A 13,173-nucleotide genomic window follows, 5' to 3' on the forward strand; every position below is an offset into this window, starting at 1 on the left:
AAATGCCCCTGGGAATCAGGCGCGTTGGAAAGCCAGGGCGACGTTGTGGCCACCGAAGCCGAAGGAGTGGCTCACGGCCGTCTCGACCCGCTGCCGACGGGGCTCCTTGGTCACGCAGTCGAGCGGGAAGGCGTCGGGGAGCGCGTCCAGGTTGGCGATCGGCGGGATGGCGGAACGTTCCAGCGTCAGGACGGTGGCCACCGCCTCGATCGCCCCCGCCGCCGCCAGGGTGTGCCCGACGACACCCTTGGGCGCGGTCACCGGCGGCCGGTGCGGAAAGAGCCGGGAGATGAGGGTGGTCTCCATGGCGTCGTTGAGGGGTGTGGAGGTGCCGTGGGCGTTGATGTGGTCGACGTCCGACGGTGTCCAGCCCGCCTGGTCCAGCGCCGCCCGGACCGCCCGCTCGGCGCCGTACCCGTCGGGGGCCGGGGCGGTGGGGTGGTGGGCGTCGGTGCTGGACCCGGCCCCGGTGAGCAGGGCGCGCGGGCGGCCGCCCCGGGAGCGGGCGGCACCCTCGCGTTCCAGGACGAGCATGGCGGCGCCCTCGCCGATGACGAAGCCGTCCCGGTCGGCGGCGAACGGGCGGGACGCGCCCGCCGGGTCGCCGGTGCGGGTGGAGAGCGCGCCCATCCGGGCGAAGGCGGTGACCACCAGCGGGGTCAGCACCGACTCCGCACCGCCCGCCACCACCACGTCGCAGCTGCCGCCGAGCAGGAGGTCACGGGCGACGGCGACGGCGGTGGCGCCGGAGGCGCAGGCGGTGGCGGGGGCGAGGCTCGGTCCGCCCGCCTTCAGCGCGATGGCGACCTCTCCCGCCGCCGCGTTGGGAATCATCATCGGGACGAGCAGGGGGGACACCGCCTCGGGGCCCGAGGCGGCCAGCTTGGCCGCGTTGTCCACCAGGACGGAGACACCGCCGACGCCCACGCCGAGGACCACCCCGACCCTGCTGCCGTCCCATCGTGCCGGGTCGAGGCCGGCGTCGGCGACGGCCTGCCGGGCGGCCACCAGCGCCAGCTTCACGAACCGGGCCATCCGCCACACCGACCGGCCGCCCACCGCGGCGTCCAGGTCGATGCCGTCGACCGGACAGGCGAAGTCGACCGGCAGACCGGCGAGTTCCTCGCACCGCCGGGCAGTGGAGTGCCCGGAGCACAGCCTCTCCCAGAAGCTGTGCTCGTCCGCCCCTGCGGGTGTCACCAGGCCGACCCCCGTCACCGCGATGGCGGTGCCGGTTCCGGCCTCGGTGCCCTGGTCAGCGGGGAGCGACATGCTGTGTTCCTTCCGTAGAATCCGTGGAAATGGTCCCCGGGGCCCCCGGCCAGCGGAGCGCCGCCGACCCCCAGGTGAGTCCGCCCCCGAAGGCGGTGAGCAGCACCCGGTCGCCGGAGCGCAGGCGGCCCCGGCCCGCCGCGTCGGCCAGGGCCAGCGGGATGGAGGCGGCGCCGGTGTTGCCGACCCGCTCCACATGGGTCACGCAGCGCTGCGGCGCGATGCCGACCCGCTCCGCGACGGCGTGCAGGATCCGGGCGTTGGCCTGGTGCGGCACGAAGCGGTCGACCTCGGCCGGGTCCCAGCCGACCCGGTCCAGGAGTGTCCGGCAGGAGCCGGTCATCCGCTCGACGGCGTGCTGGTAGACGGTGCCGCCCTGCATACGGAAGAAGCCGTCGTCCGGGGCCGGCGGCGCTCCGTTCGCCCGTGCGCGGGCGCCGCCGCCGGGGACGGTGATCAGGTCGTAGCCCGAGCCGTCGCTGCCCAGGTCGAACGCGAGCAGCTCCCCGGGATCGCCCGAGCGCCCGGCGGCCACCAGGGCGGCGCCCGCCCCGTCGCCGAAGACGACGCCCGCGGAGCGGTCGGCCGGGTCGAGCCAGGTGGAGTAGACGTCGGCGCCGACCAGCAGGATTCGCCCGTAGAGACCCGAGGCGACCAGCCCGTGGCAGACGGCGAGTCCGTAGACGAAGCCGCTGCACACGGCGGCGATGTCCAGGGCCGGGACGGTGCCGAGCCCGAGCCGGGCCGCCAGTGCGGGAGCGGTGCCCGGACAGAGGTGGTCGGGGGTGGCGGTGGCGAGGACCACCGCGTCCACCTCGCCCGCCGCCGGGGCACGGGCCAGCAGCCGGGAGGCCGCCTCGTAGGCGAGGTCCCCGGTGGCGACGCCCGGTCCGGCGCGGTGCCGGCTGCCGATGCCGGTGCGGCGGCGGATCCAGGCGTCGTCGACGGCCCAGTCCGCGGGGAGCCGGTCGTTGCCGACCGGCTCCCCCGGCACCCATCCCGCCACGCTCTCCAGCACCGCCGTGCGCGTCCCGGCCGCTAAGACGCCTGCCCGCGTCCCCGGCTCCGTACCGCTGTCGGCCGTCCGTCTCCTCGCCACCCGTTGCCCCGATCCCGTTGTCGTACCGCATCCGGTTGACGAACGGCGGAACGTCTCACGAGGATGCGTTCGACTGCGCCGAACGGGTCATGACGTGGCGTCAGTTGTGGGCGAGCGCCTCGCGGAGCTCGTCCGCGCCGGGCGGGTTGGCTCCGGCCCGGGAGACGGTCACGGCGGCGGAGGCGACCGCGTGGCGCAGGACGTCGGTGACGGCGTCCCGGCCCACGGCGTGCAGCCGGTCACGGGCCCCGGGGCCGAGGAGGCCGTGTGCGGCGAGGGCGTGGAGTGTTCCCGACATGAACGCGTCGCCCGCGCCGACGGTGTCGACGACGTCGACCGGCAGCGCTTCGGCGACGGCCCGGCCGCCGGTGAACAGGGCGAACGCGCCGGCCCCGCCCCGGGTGACGAGGACGAGCGCGGGGCCGGCGGCGAGCCACCGCTCGGCCACCTGCTCCGGCTCCTCGTCCGGGTACAGCCACCGCAGGTCCTCGTCGCTGGCCTTCACCACGTCGCTCAGCGCGACGCAGCGCTCGACGCGGTCCCTGGCCCGGGTGCGCTCTCCCATCAACTCGGGCCGCACGTTGGGGTCATAGCTGACGGTGGCGCCGGCCCGCAGCGACTCCACGGCGGCCAGGACCGTCGCGGCCCCGGGCTCGACGACGGCCGCGATCGAGCCGGTGTGCACATGCCGCGGCACCCGGTCGAGCACCACCGGGCCCAGAGCCCAGCCCACCTCGAAGGCGTACGTGGCGTGCCCGCGGTCGTCGAGGGTGACGGCCGCCGACGGGGTGGGCCCGGTGGCGCCGTCGGTGCGGACCTCGACCCCGGCGGCGGCCAGATGGTCCCGGATGAGCCGCCCGTGGGCGTCCGGTCCCAGCTGGGTGAGGAGGGTGGTGTCATGGCCGAGCCGGGCCAGGCCGTACGCGACGTTCGCGGGGCTGCCGCCCGGGTGGACGCGGTCGGCCTCGCCCGGCTGCCGGACGATGTCGGCGACACATTCACCGATGACCAGCGGATCACATCGATCGAGCATGGGAGCGGGTCTCCTGGGTTGCCGGGGCGTGGAGTTGTTCGGTGGTGCCGGCGGCCGCCGGCGCGGAGGCCGGTGCCGGTGAGGGCGCGGCCTCCCGGAGGAGTTCGTCGTGGCCGCGTCGGTCCGGCCCGGGGAACGGCTTCGCGGGGGCGGCCCGGCGGATCCAGAGGAGGGCTCCGGCCAGCACGGCCGTGGCGGCCAGCAGCCAGGGCAGCGGGCCCGGCGGCAGGGCGCCGGCCACCAGTCCGGCGCCGGCGGCGACCAGTTGCAGGGAGAGCGACTGGACGGAGAGGGCGGTGGCGCGGCCCGAGGCGTCGACCCGGCGGTGCAGCAGGTCGTTCTCGTTGGGGCCCGCGACTCCGAGGCCCAGGTACACCAGCCCGTAGCCGGTGACGGCGGTCGTCGTGGCGAGGGCGCTCATCGAGTGCGCGGTGAGGCCGAGGAGCGTCAGCCCCAGCGTCACCAGCCCGAGGCTCACCAGCACCGCACGCTCACTTCCGCCCGCGAACCGGGCTACGAGCGGGGCGAGTTGACTGCCCAGGGCGGAGCAGAGGAATCCGGCGCAGGCGAGCCCCGCGAAGACCAGGGCTCCGGATTCGGCCGCCCCCATGAGGGCGGCGGCCCGGCCCGGGGTGAGCAGTTCGACGGCCGCGAGCGCGGCGCCGGCGGCGCTCGCGGTCAGCAGGATGCGCCGGATCAGGGCGTCCCGGGCGCCGAGCCGGAGCCCGGCGGCGACGGCGGCGGGCACACCACCCACGACACCTCGTACGCCTGCCCGGGGCCGGGGCGGTTCGGTCAGCGCGCTCAGCACATAGAGCACGAAGACGACCTCGACCAGTGCGCCGAGCAGGGCGGGTACGGAGAGCAGGATCACGAGCCCGCCGGTGGCGTCGGCCAGCCACTCCGCCGAACCGGGAGCGAGGCCGAGCAGCCAGGGCAGCCCGCCGCCGAGCAGGGTTCCGAGCGCGAGGGCGGCCGAGGTGGCGGAGCCGCCGCGCGCCAGCCCCGTACGCAGATCGGCGTCGGGTCCCGCGTGGGCGTGGACGGTGTCGACGTACCAGGCCTCGGCGGGACCGCTGGACAGGGCGCGGGCCAGGCCCATCAGCCCCATGCCGAGAGCGATGGCCCAGCCGGCCGCACCGAGGCCGATGAGGGTGAAGGCGGTCAGGTTGAGCAGCCCGGCGATGACCAGGACGGGGCGCCGCCCGATGACGTCGGAGAGGCCGCCGGTGGGCAGTTCCATCGCGGCGGCCGTGAGGGAGTGCACGGCGTAGAAGGCGGCGATGGCGGCGAGGCCCATGCCCCGTTCGGTGAAGAGCAGCACTCCCGTCGCGATGGACATGCCGATGGGGAACCAGAAGAGGAAGGAGACCGTGGCGAACCGGCGGCGCGCGGTCGCCTCGTCCGGGCCCCGCCCGGAGGCGAGGGCGGCGACGGCCGGGCGGCCGGTCATGAGACGTTCCCGGCAGCGGGGGCGTCCGGGGCTCCGGCGTCCGTCGCTTCAGGTCCGGCGGGGTCGTCCGCACGGTCCTGACCGGCCACCGGCTCCGGGGCCAGCGGCAGCCCGGCGGTGAACAGGACGACCTGCTCGGCGCGGGGATTCTCCGCGTCGCGGGCGGTCAGCTCGTCCGTCTTCGCCTGGATCGCCTCCCACAACTCGGCGAGCGACTCGGGGGTCAGCCGGGGCATCGAGTCGCTGACGCCCGACGGCTCCTGCCACTCCTGGCCCAGTCGGCCGCTCTCCAGGTCCGCCTCGTGACGGTCCAGCGACAGCTGGAGGTGCTCGATCTGGCGGCGGTGCAGGACGCTGAGGATCGTGCTGCCGCCGGGGCTGCGACGCAGCGCCTCGTTGCTCCACGAGGTCATGTCGTGTACGGACTTCCAGCGCCGTTCCCGGCTGTCGCGGTGTTCGGCCTCGGCGACGAAGGCGTACTTGGCGAGCACCCTCAGGTGGTAACTGGTGGAGGCCGAGGACTCCCCCGTCCTGGCCGCGAGCTCGCTGGCGGTGGCCGGGCCGTGCTGACGCAGCAGTCCGAGCAGGGTGAGGCGCAGGGGGTGTGTGAGGGCCTTCAGGGCTGCCCCGTCCTGCGCGGGATCGAGTACGCGAGGGCCGTCTTCGCTGTCCATGGCCACAGCGTAGAACGAACGGAACACTTTCCCAAAGTATTTTTGCAGAATATTTTTGGGAAACTCGCGAGCCGTTCGGTGAGCCGCTCGATCAGCTCGCCCGCGCCGCCTCCAGGGCGTCCGCGACCAGCCCCAGGAACCGGGCGTGGTCGCGGGGTCCGTAGAGGGGCTCGGGGTTCCACGGGACGACGGGCGTCGGCACGCCCTCGCTCCCCCGCAGCTCTTCCAGCGGGGCCGCGTGGGCGCGAATGTCGGTCAGGAGCACCTCGGGGCGCAACGCGAAGGCGTCGGAGCGGCCGAGCGTGGACCAGTTGGCCCCGGGGCCCGGGGCCGGCTCCACGACCCGGACGCCCAGTTCGGTGAGCACCCGCAGCTCGGGCCACATCCCGGGGCGCGCGACATGCGCCTGGTCCGGGCCGGCCGGGGAGAGGGCGAGCACCCGCGGCGCGTCGGCGGACGTGGCGGCGACCACGGCACGCAACCGCTCCCGCGCGGCGCCCAGGTCCCGGTCGGCGCCCGGTCGGGCCGTGGCGCCGAGCGAGCGGGCCAGTTCGGCGAACCGGTCGCCGATCTCACCGAACGTACGGGCCTGGCTGACGTCGATGACGACCACCGGGACCCGCTCCTCCAGGGGCTTGGCCGTCTCGGGGGGCAGCCCGTAGACATGACCGCCGCCGTAGCTGACGGCCACGACGAGGTCCGGCCCGGTGCTCAGCAGCCGTTCGACGTCCAGGGCCCCACCCGCACCGGCGTACTCGACCTCGTCCAGCGGCAGGCTCCCGGTCTTCGCCACGTCGGGGTCCGGTCCGTCGTGGTCGGAGCCGAATATTCCCACCGGCCGGATTCCGAGGTCCCACAGAGTGGCCCCGGCCTGAACATAGGCCAGCACCCGCCCGGGCGGCCGGGGAGCCGTCGACTGCTGACCCCGGTCGTCGGAGAACCGCCATGCGCTCTGCCCCGTCACGTCACACACGCTCCTCTGCCGCCGACTGCCGTTTTGCCCGTGCGAGTTCGTACACGTGTACCTGCCCACCTCCTCGCCGCCACACCCCTCCGACCGGGGAACAAACGGTCGTCAACCGGTTTCGCCCATACCGGTGACCCGCATCACGGAGTGTTAGAAATGAGCACCTCTCAGTCACCGGGCGGCCACCTCCGCCGCCCCCCTTTCGGACGGAGCCAACTCCCCATGCGCGCGACCCTTGTGAAGGCAGCCCTGGCCATCGGCGTCGGCGCGTCGCTCTGTGCGGCCTCGGTCGGCGACGGGGCATCGGCACGCCCGGCGGCGGAAGCGGCGAGGGCTGCGCGGTGCCCCGTGGTCGATGTGCTGACCGTCTACACGCCGAAGGCGGCGAAGCGGGCCGGCGGCGAACACCGGGTGTCCTCGTCGGCCCGACGGATCGCGGCACGGATGAACCGGTCCCTGGCGGCGGGCGGACTCTGCGGCGCCGTCCGCGTCGTCCACCCGTACACGGCGACGGGTTACGAGGGCTCGGAGGAGTTCCACGCCGCGCACTCCACCCTCAAGGACCACTCGGCGGGGCTCGGACGACAGGTGCACGAACAGCGGGCGCGGTACGGCGCCGATCTGGTCACGCTCGTCGTGGACCGGCCGGAGCGCGGCGGCGGCACGGCGGACTACACGCCCGCGCTCGACCGTTCCACGGACGAGTACGCGTACGCGGTCGTCGAGGTCGACGGCATCGGCCTGGATTCGGCGAGCCACGAGATCGGCCACAATCTGGGCCTCGCCCACGACCGCACGACACTGGCGGGCACCACGGACGGGGCGATGAGCGTGAGCCACAACCGTCCGTACAACACCGGCTGGATCACCGAGGACGGCGAGCACTACACGATCATGGCGTACCGCTCCGCGTGCGGGGACCACTGCCGGCGGATCAGCCGGTTCTCCAGCGCGACGGGGACCTGGAAGGGCCACCGGCTGGGCGACGCGGACAACGACGGGGTACGGGTGCTGCGCGAGACCATGCCGATCGTCGCCGGATACCGCGACAAGCGCTGAGCCGGACCCCGGCCCGTCCGTCGACGAACCGCGCGACACCGTCGACCGGTCGGCCGCGCTGTCCGACGCCCCGGGCGGCGGTGACCGCCACCGGCGATCCGCTGTTCCGCTCCCTCCGGCACCGGATCCCCCCGGCCGCTACGACTCAGGATCCTTCCGCGGCCGTGACGGGCTCCCCGCCGTCGGAGCCGGTCTCCCGCTCCGGTTGGGCCCGCCGCAGCTCCACGTTGAACTGGGCTCCGGCCAGCAGCGAGAGGTTGGCGAACCAGATCCAGATGAGGAAGACGACGAGCCCGGCGAGCGATCCGTACAGCCTGCTGTAGCTGCCGACCTGGGTCGCGTAGAGAGCGAACAGCGCCGACGCGGTGAGCCAGCAGAGCGCGGCGAGGATCCCGCCGGGCAGGCTGCGGCGGACACCGCGCGCGGAGCGGGGTCCGGTACTGAAGAGGACCATGATCAGGCAGGCCACGAGGAAGACCAGCAGCGGCCACTTCAACGCCGCCCACAGGGTCTCCCCCTCGTGCGGCAGGCCGATCCGGCGGCCCAGCCAGCGGGCCGACGGGCCGGTCATGACGATGGCGAAGGCGCTGGTCATCAGCAGGAGGAGCAGGCCGATCGCGGAGACGACGATGATGTGTGCCTGCCGCAGGGGCGGGCGCGTGTCCCGGACGCCGTGCATGGCGTGCATCGCCCGGCGGAAGACCGCGAGGTAGCTGCACGCGGACCACACGGCGCTCACGGACCCGGTGGCGACGAGCAGCCAGACGGCGGAGCGCTGTTCGGTCGCCGCCTCCAGCGGCCTGCGCAGCGCCTCACCGGACTCGGCCGGGGCGAACGCGGTGATGTCGGCGATCAGGGCGCCGGTCGCGTCGGGGCTGGCCAGTCCGATCACCGAGACGGTGGCCAGGAGCGCCGGGAGCAGGGCGAGGATGGCGTAGTACGTCAGGGCGGCGGCCCAGTCGGTGATGTCGTCGTTCCACAGCGAGACCGGCGTGCGGCGCAGGGCGATGCCCCAGCGGCGGGGCAGGGCGGCGGGGGCGGTGCTTTCCGCGGCGGACGCGGTCTGGGTGGGCAAGCTGGTACTCCGAGGACGTGGGCGGACACGCGGGGGCGGCGTGACCTGTCCGTTTCCGGACGCGCCGACTCCGCTCGATCCTCTCCTGCCACGTCGCGGCCGGAGCACACACCCCCTCCCCGGCCGGCGGGGCCGGTGTGCTCCGGGACGATCAGTCGTTGACGGCCGTGAGCAGGACCACGGCGTCCTGGAGGGCCAGCAGCCCGTGCCGTTCCTGCGGGATCGGGTGCAGGGTCCCGGACGGCAGCTCGGCGTCCCCGGAGGCGGCGGTGAGGCGGACGCTGCCGCGCAGGACGAGGAGCGAGGCGGCGGGCGGCGCGTTGTGCTCGTCGAGCGCCGTCCCCTCGGTGAGGGCGATCACGGTCTGTCGCAAGGGGTGCTGCTGGAGCAGGAGGTGGGCGCTGCGGCCGTGCGCGGAGGCGCGGGCGGCGGTCAGGTGTTCCTCGGCGAGTGCGTTCAGGTCGTCCATGTGCCCACTGTGCCGCAGCCGTGACAGCGCCGCGATCCGCGGGACCAGCGGGGCGTTTTCGCGGTGGAGCCCCGTACGACCGGCTCCGGGCTCGAACAGCAGCTCGTCCGGGGGGCCGTTCCGCCCTGGATGCCCGTGCGGAGCAGTTCGACGGCGGCCCGGCCCATGGCCTCGATGGGCCGGCGGATCGTGGTCAGCGGGGGTTCGGTGCAGTTCATGAACCGGGGGCGGGTTCCGCCGCGCGGTCACCGCCCCCGCCCCGCCGGACGGCCCGCCGGTCCGGCCGTCCGGCCGTCCGTCAGATACCGCCGGTGTACAGCAGCAGGTCGGGCGATCCCTGGCCGAGTCCGGAGAGCACGTCCGGGGTGGCCGTGTCCGTCAGCCACCGCGAGACGGCGGCGGGAGAGGCCGAGGGGTTCCCCTCCTTGTAGAGCGCCGCGACGCCCGCGACGTGCGGGCTGGCCATGGAGGTGCCGTTCAGCGAGACGGTGCCGCCGCCGAGGCGGGCGGAGACGATGTCGGCGCCGGGGGCGTACAGCGAGAGGCAGGAACCCCAGTTGCTGAACGAGGTCTCCTTGTCCTGCCGGTCGCTCGCCCCGACCGTGACCACTCCGTCCGCCGCGGCCGGGGAGACGTCACAGGCGTCCCGGTCGTCATTGCCCGCCGCCACGACGGGCAGCACGCCCGCGTCGGCGACCGCCTCGACCGCGGCGTCGACCGAGGTGGAGCGTTCGCCGCCGAGCGAGGCGTTCAGCACGGCGGGGACGCCGCCGCGCTCGGCGTCCTTCGCGACCCAGTCGAACCCGGCGAGGATGCCGGCCCAGGTGCCCCGGCCCTCGCAGTCCAGGACGCGCACGTTGACCAGCGAGGCGCCCTTCGCCACACCGGACGTCGCGCCGCCGACCGTGCCCGCCACGTGCGTGCCGTGTCCGTTGCAGTCCATGCCCCCGCGGCCGTCCCCGACGGCGTCGTACCCGTTCACGACCCGGCCGCCGAACTCGCTGTGCCCGGCGTCGATCCCGGTGTCGACGACGTACGCCTTCACTCCCTTGCCGGTGGCCGTGGTGGTGAAGGTGTCGTCCAGCGGCAGGGTGCGCTGGTCGATGCGGTCGGTGCCCCAGCCGGCCGCCGGGGCCCGCAGCGGATTCGCGGCGGTGGGCTCGGGGACCGTCACCTCGGCGTTCTCCTCGACGGCGAGGACACCGGGAACGGCCCGCACCGATTGGAGTTCGGAGGCGCTGAGCGCGGCGGCGAAGCCGTGCAGAGCCTTCCCGTACGTGAACAACGGGCTGAGCCCGAACTCCCGCAGGAAGGTGTCCGGCGAGAGGTCGGGTTCCAGGGTGACGATGTACTGCCCGGGTACGGCCCGGGCGGACTGCTCCACCAGGACCCCTCCCGGTCCGCTGTCGGCCGAGGCCGTGGCGGGTGCGCCGATCAGCGGTGCGATCAGCAGCAGGGCGGCCGAAGCCCATCGGGCGGGCAGGCGCATGCGTTCTCCTCGGGGTGGGGATCCGGTCACGGAGCGAGTGGGTCCGCGCATCGCGAACACCCGTTCCTTCGTCCGCGCCCGTCGGTCGCCTTAGCGGGTTCAGCCGGACAGCGCAACGCCGGCGGTCAACTCCAGCTCGTCGAGGTCGTGTCCGGCGCCCGCCCGGAGGTCGTCCTTCGCCCAGCTGCCCACGGCCACCTCGGCGGTGATGCCGGGCCCGAAGCCGGCGATGAGCCCCTGCGCGGACTCGGCGGCTCCGCCGTCGTCGAAGAGCCGCGCCAGCGCGTCGAAGACGACGGAGCTGGCGATGTTGCCGCGTTCGGTGAGGGTGGCCCGGCTGTAGCGGAACATCTCGGGCGGCAGCCGCAGGAAGTGGCAGAGGTCGTCCAGGATGCGCGGTCCGCCCGCGTGGACGATGAAGAAGTCCATGTTCGGGACGGACCAGCCGTGCAGGTGGACCAGGTCCAGGAGCACCGGGGCGAGCATCTCCATGGTGCCGGGAACCCGCTTGTCCAACTGGAAGTGGAAGCCGGTGTCGCGGACCGCGTAGGAGATCCAGTCCTCGGTGTCGGGCACCAGGTGGGAGCCGTTGCGCTCCAGGCGCATGCCGGTGCCGCCCTGTCCCCGTACGACGGCCGCGGAGAGGGCGTCGCCGAAGAGCCCGTTGGAGAGCAGCGAGCCGACCCCGATGTCGGTGGGCTGGTAGCACAGCGAGCAGAACTCGCAGGACACGATGAGGACGTTGGACTCGGGGTAGGCCAGGCAGAAGTCGTGCGCGCGGTTGATCGCCGCGCCGCCCGCCGCGCAGCCGAGCTGGGCGATGGGCAGTTGGCGGGTCTCGGACCTGAAGCCCATGCTGTTGATGATCCACGCGGTCAGCGAGGGCATCATGAAGCCCGTGCAGGAGACGTAGACGATCAGGTCGATCTCGGACGGGTCGGTCTCGGCGTGGGCCAGCGCCTGCCGGACGACTTCGGGGACCCGGGCCCTGGCCTCGGCCTCGTAGACCTGGTTGCGCACCTCGAAACCGGGATGCGCGAGGGTCTTCTCGATGGGCTGTACAAGGTGCCGGGTCTGGACGCCGGTGTTCTGGATGAGCCTCAGGACGAGGTCGCGCTGCGGGTGCCCGGCGTGGGTCTCCCGGGCCAGGTCCAGCGTCTGCTGCATCGTGATGACGTGCTCGGGCACAGCGATGGCCGGTCGGCACAGGGTCGCCATGGGTTCTCCTCGTTCTCTGGAGCGAAGGCTCTCGTCACCATGTGACGGGCAGGGCGAGCGGGTAACGCCAGATGGACGTCGTGTTCCACGAGACGTCCGCGGGCGGCACGTCCAGACGCAGGGCCGGGAAGCGGGTCAGCAGCGTGGAGAAGGCCACTTCCAGTTCCATGGTGGCCAGCGGCGCGCCCAGGCAGTGGTGGGCGCCCCAGCCGAACGTCATGTGGGGGATGGTCGGCCGGTCGGGATCCAGCTCGTCGGGACGGTCGAACTTGGCGGCGTCCCGGTTGGCCGTCAGATAGGACACGTGCACCACGTCGCCGGCCTTGATGAGGACGCCGGAGAGCTCCACGTCCTCCATGGCGACGCGCGGGATGCCGACGCCCTTGCGGAAGGGAATGTGACGCAGCAGCTCCTCCAGGGTGCGGGGCAGCCGCCGCGGTTCGGCCCGGAGGGACCGCATGAGGTCCGGGCGGGTGAGCAGGGTGTAGGCGATGTTGCCGAGTTGATAGGTCGTGGTGTCCTGACCGGTGATGAGCAGGACCATCGCCATGACGGCCAACTCGTCGTCGTCCAGCAGTTCGTCGCCGTCCCGGGCGGTGGCCAGGGTGCTGATGAGGTCATCGCCCGGGGAGCGGCGCCGGTCGGCGGTCAGCTCCTGGAAGTAGCCGCGCAGCTCCGCCTTGGCGCGTACCGCGTCCTGCTTGCCCGCGGCCCCGACGTTCATCATGGTCATGGCGTGGGCCCGGAGCCAGGGGCGGTCGGCCTCGGGGATGTCGAGGGCCTCGCAGATGGTGATCAGCGGCAGCGGCGCGGAGACCCGGGCGACGAAGTCGGCCGGTGACCCCTCCTCCTCCATCTCGTCCAGCAGCCGGTCCACCACACGCTGGGTCCCGCCGCGCATCTGCTCGACGCGACGCGGGGTGAAGCTCTTGGCGACCAGGCCCCGCAGCCGGCTGCTGGCGGGCGGGTCCATGAGGTTGATGGACTCCGCCTGCACGATGGGCTCCGGCGTCATCCGGGGGAAGTCACGGCCGAGGACGGCGCTGCGGCTGAACCGCCGGTCGGTGGTGACCGTCCGGACGTCCTCGTAACGGGTGACCAGCCAGGCCTCGCCCTCTCCGTACGCCATACGGATGCGGGACACCGGCTCCTCGGTCAGCAATTGCCTCAGCTGGGGGTCGAACTCCAGCTGCTGGGCGTAGTCGAACGGACAGTTCCGGACGGTTTCCTTGTTCTGCACCGAGTTCTGCACCGAGGTGTTCTCCACCGAGGTTCTCCCAATGACCGCTTCGAGGAAAAGGGCGTGTGCCGGACCGTGGCCCGGCGCCCGACCTACCCTGTGTGCCCCGTCACTCTTCGAAACAT

Annotated in this window: 11 protein-coding genes and 2 pseudogenes; 1 reads left to right on the forward strand and 12 read right to left on the reverse strand. The window is 73.5% G+C overall.

Translation table 11 applies throughout. The features are described 5' to 3' along the window. Positions 1-15: 15 nt before the first annotated feature. The 6 genes from PSQ21_RS01245 to PSQ21_RS01270 all read right to left on the reverse strand — a co-directional run bounded on the left by PSQ21_RS01245 (position 16) and on the right by PSQ21_RS01270 (position 6,495). Positions 16-1,272 (reverse strand): beta-ketoacyl-[acyl-carrier-protein] synthase family protein, encoded by a 1,257-nt coding sequence (locus tag PSQ21_RS01245; protein ID WP_274028518.1) that lies wholly within the window; start codon positions 1,270-1,272, stop codon positions 16-18. Continuing rightward, entirely contained in the window at positions 1,256-2,290 is a 1,035-nt protein-coding gene (locus PSQ21_RS01250; protein ID WP_274028519.1) for a beta-ketoacyl-ACP synthase 3, read from the reverse strand. Before PSQ21_RS01250 ends, PSQ21_RS01245 begins: the two co-directional genes overlap by 17 nt. 181 nt (positions 2,291-2,471) lie before the next feature. Then, entirely contained in the window at positions 2,472-3,404 is a 933-nt protein-coding gene (locus tag PSQ21_RS01255) for a carbohydrate kinase family protein (protein WP_274028520.1), read from the reverse strand. Further along, a complete protein-coding gene (locus PSQ21_RS01260; protein ID WP_274028521.1) occupies positions 3,388-4,857 on the reverse strand; it encodes an MFS transporter in 1,470 nt (489 codons plus the stop codon). Before PSQ21_RS01260 ends, PSQ21_RS01255 begins: the two co-directional genes overlap by 17 nt. Next, positions 4,854-5,531 (reverse strand): winged helix-turn-helix domain-containing protein, encoded by a 678-nt coding sequence (locus PSQ21_RS01265; protein WP_274028523.1) that lies wholly within the window; start codon positions 5,529-5,531, stop codon positions 4,854-4,856. The genes PSQ21_RS01260 and PSQ21_RS01265 overlap by 4 nt, the downstream gene beginning before the upstream one ends. Before the next feature lie 91 nt (positions 5,532-5,622). Further along, positions 5,623-6,495: an ABC transporter substrate-binding protein gene (locus tag PSQ21_RS01270; protein WP_274028524.1), complete on the reverse strand. Its 873-nt coding sequence runs from the start codon at positions 6,493-6,495 to the stop codon at positions 5,623-5,625. 225 nt (positions 6,496-6,720) lie between these two features. Here PSQ21_RS01270 and PSQ21_RS01275 point away from each other — a divergent pair, with 225 nt between their 5' ends. Beyond that, entirely contained in the window at positions 6,721-7,557 is an 837-nt protein-coding gene (locus PSQ21_RS01275; RefSeq protein WP_274028526.1) for a M12 family metallo-peptidase, read from the forward strand. A gap of 145 nt (positions 7,558-7,702) precedes the next feature. On the opposite strand, the gene PSQ21_RS01280 is transcribed toward PSQ21_RS01275, so the two are convergent. The 6 genes and pseudogenes from PSQ21_RS01280 to PSQ21_RS01305 all read right to left on the reverse strand — a co-directional run bounded on the left by PSQ21_RS01280 (position 7,703) and on the right by PSQ21_RS01305 (position 13,075). Continuing rightward, a complete protein-coding gene (locus tag PSQ21_RS01280; protein ID WP_274028528.1) occupies positions 7,703-8,632 on the reverse strand; it encodes a YihY/virulence factor BrkB family protein in 930 nt (309 codons plus the stop codon). Between the two features lie 151 nt (positions 8,633-8,783). Beyond that, complete coding sequence (locus PSQ21_RS01285; protein ID WP_274028530.1) at positions 8,784-9,101, reverse strand: cupin; 318 nt, start codon at positions 9,099-9,101, stop codon at positions 8,784-8,786. Continuing rightward, positions 9,089-9,322 (reverse strand): annotated as a pseudogene (locus PSQ21_RS01290) (substrate-binding domain-containing protein); the annotation flags it as partial. The pseudogene PSQ21_RS01290 and the gene PSQ21_RS01285, both read right to left, overlap by 13 nt. 77 nt (positions 9,323-9,399) lie before the next feature. After that, positions 9,400-10,590, reverse strand: a complete 1,191-nt coding sequence (locus tag PSQ21_RS01295; protein WP_274028532.1) for a S8 family peptidase — start codon at positions 10,588-10,590, stop codon at positions 9,400-9,402. A gap of 99 nt (positions 10,591-10,689) precedes the next feature. Next, positions 10,690-11,820: pseudogene (locus PSQ21_RS01300) on the reverse strand (type III polyketide synthase); the annotation flags it as partial. A 22-nt stretch (positions 11,821-11,842) separates the two neighbouring features. Continuing rightward, positions 11,843-13,075 (reverse strand): cytochrome P450, encoded by a 1,233-nt coding sequence (locus PSQ21_RS01305; protein WP_274028533.1) that lies wholly within the window; start codon positions 13,073-13,075, stop codon positions 11,843-11,845. Positions 13,076-13,173: the final 98 nt, after the last annotated feature.

This window comes from Streptomyces sp. MMBL 11-1 (genome assembly GCF_028622875.1).
GTDB lineage: Bacteria > Actinomycetota > Actinomycetes > Streptomycetales > Streptomycetaceae > Streptomyces.

Bases quoted from the DNA above. Each gene is read 5' to 3' on its own strand.
- PSQ21_RS01245 (WP_274028518.1), bottom strand. From the start codon at position 1,272: ATGTCGCTCCCCGCTGACCAGGGCACCGAGGCCGGAACCGGCACCGCC.
- PSQ21_RS01255 (WP_274028520.1), bottom strand. From the start codon at position 3,404: ATGCTCGATCGATGTGATCCGCTGGTCATCGGTGAATGTGTCGCCGAC.
- PSQ21_RS01260 (WP_274028521.1), bottom strand. From the start codon at position 4,857: ATGACCGGCCGCCCGGCCGTCGCCGCCCTCGCCTCCGGGCGGGGCCCG.
- PSQ21_RS01265 (WP_274028523.1), bottom strand. From the start codon at position 5,531: ATGGACAGCGAAGACGGCCCTCGCGTACTCGATCCCGCGCAGGACGGG.
- PSQ21_RS01275 (WP_274028526.1), top strand. From the start codon at position 6,721: ATGCGCGCGACCCTTGTGAAGGCAGCCCTGGCCATCGGCGTCGGCGCG.
- PSQ21_RS01285 (WP_274028530.1), bottom strand. From the start codon at position 9,101: ATGGACGACCTGAACGCACTCGCCGAGGAACACCTGACCGCCGCCCGC.
- PSQ21_RS01295 (WP_274028532.1), bottom strand. From the start codon at position 10,590: ATGCGCCTGCCCGCCCGATGGGCTTCGGCCGCCCTGCTGCTGATCGCA.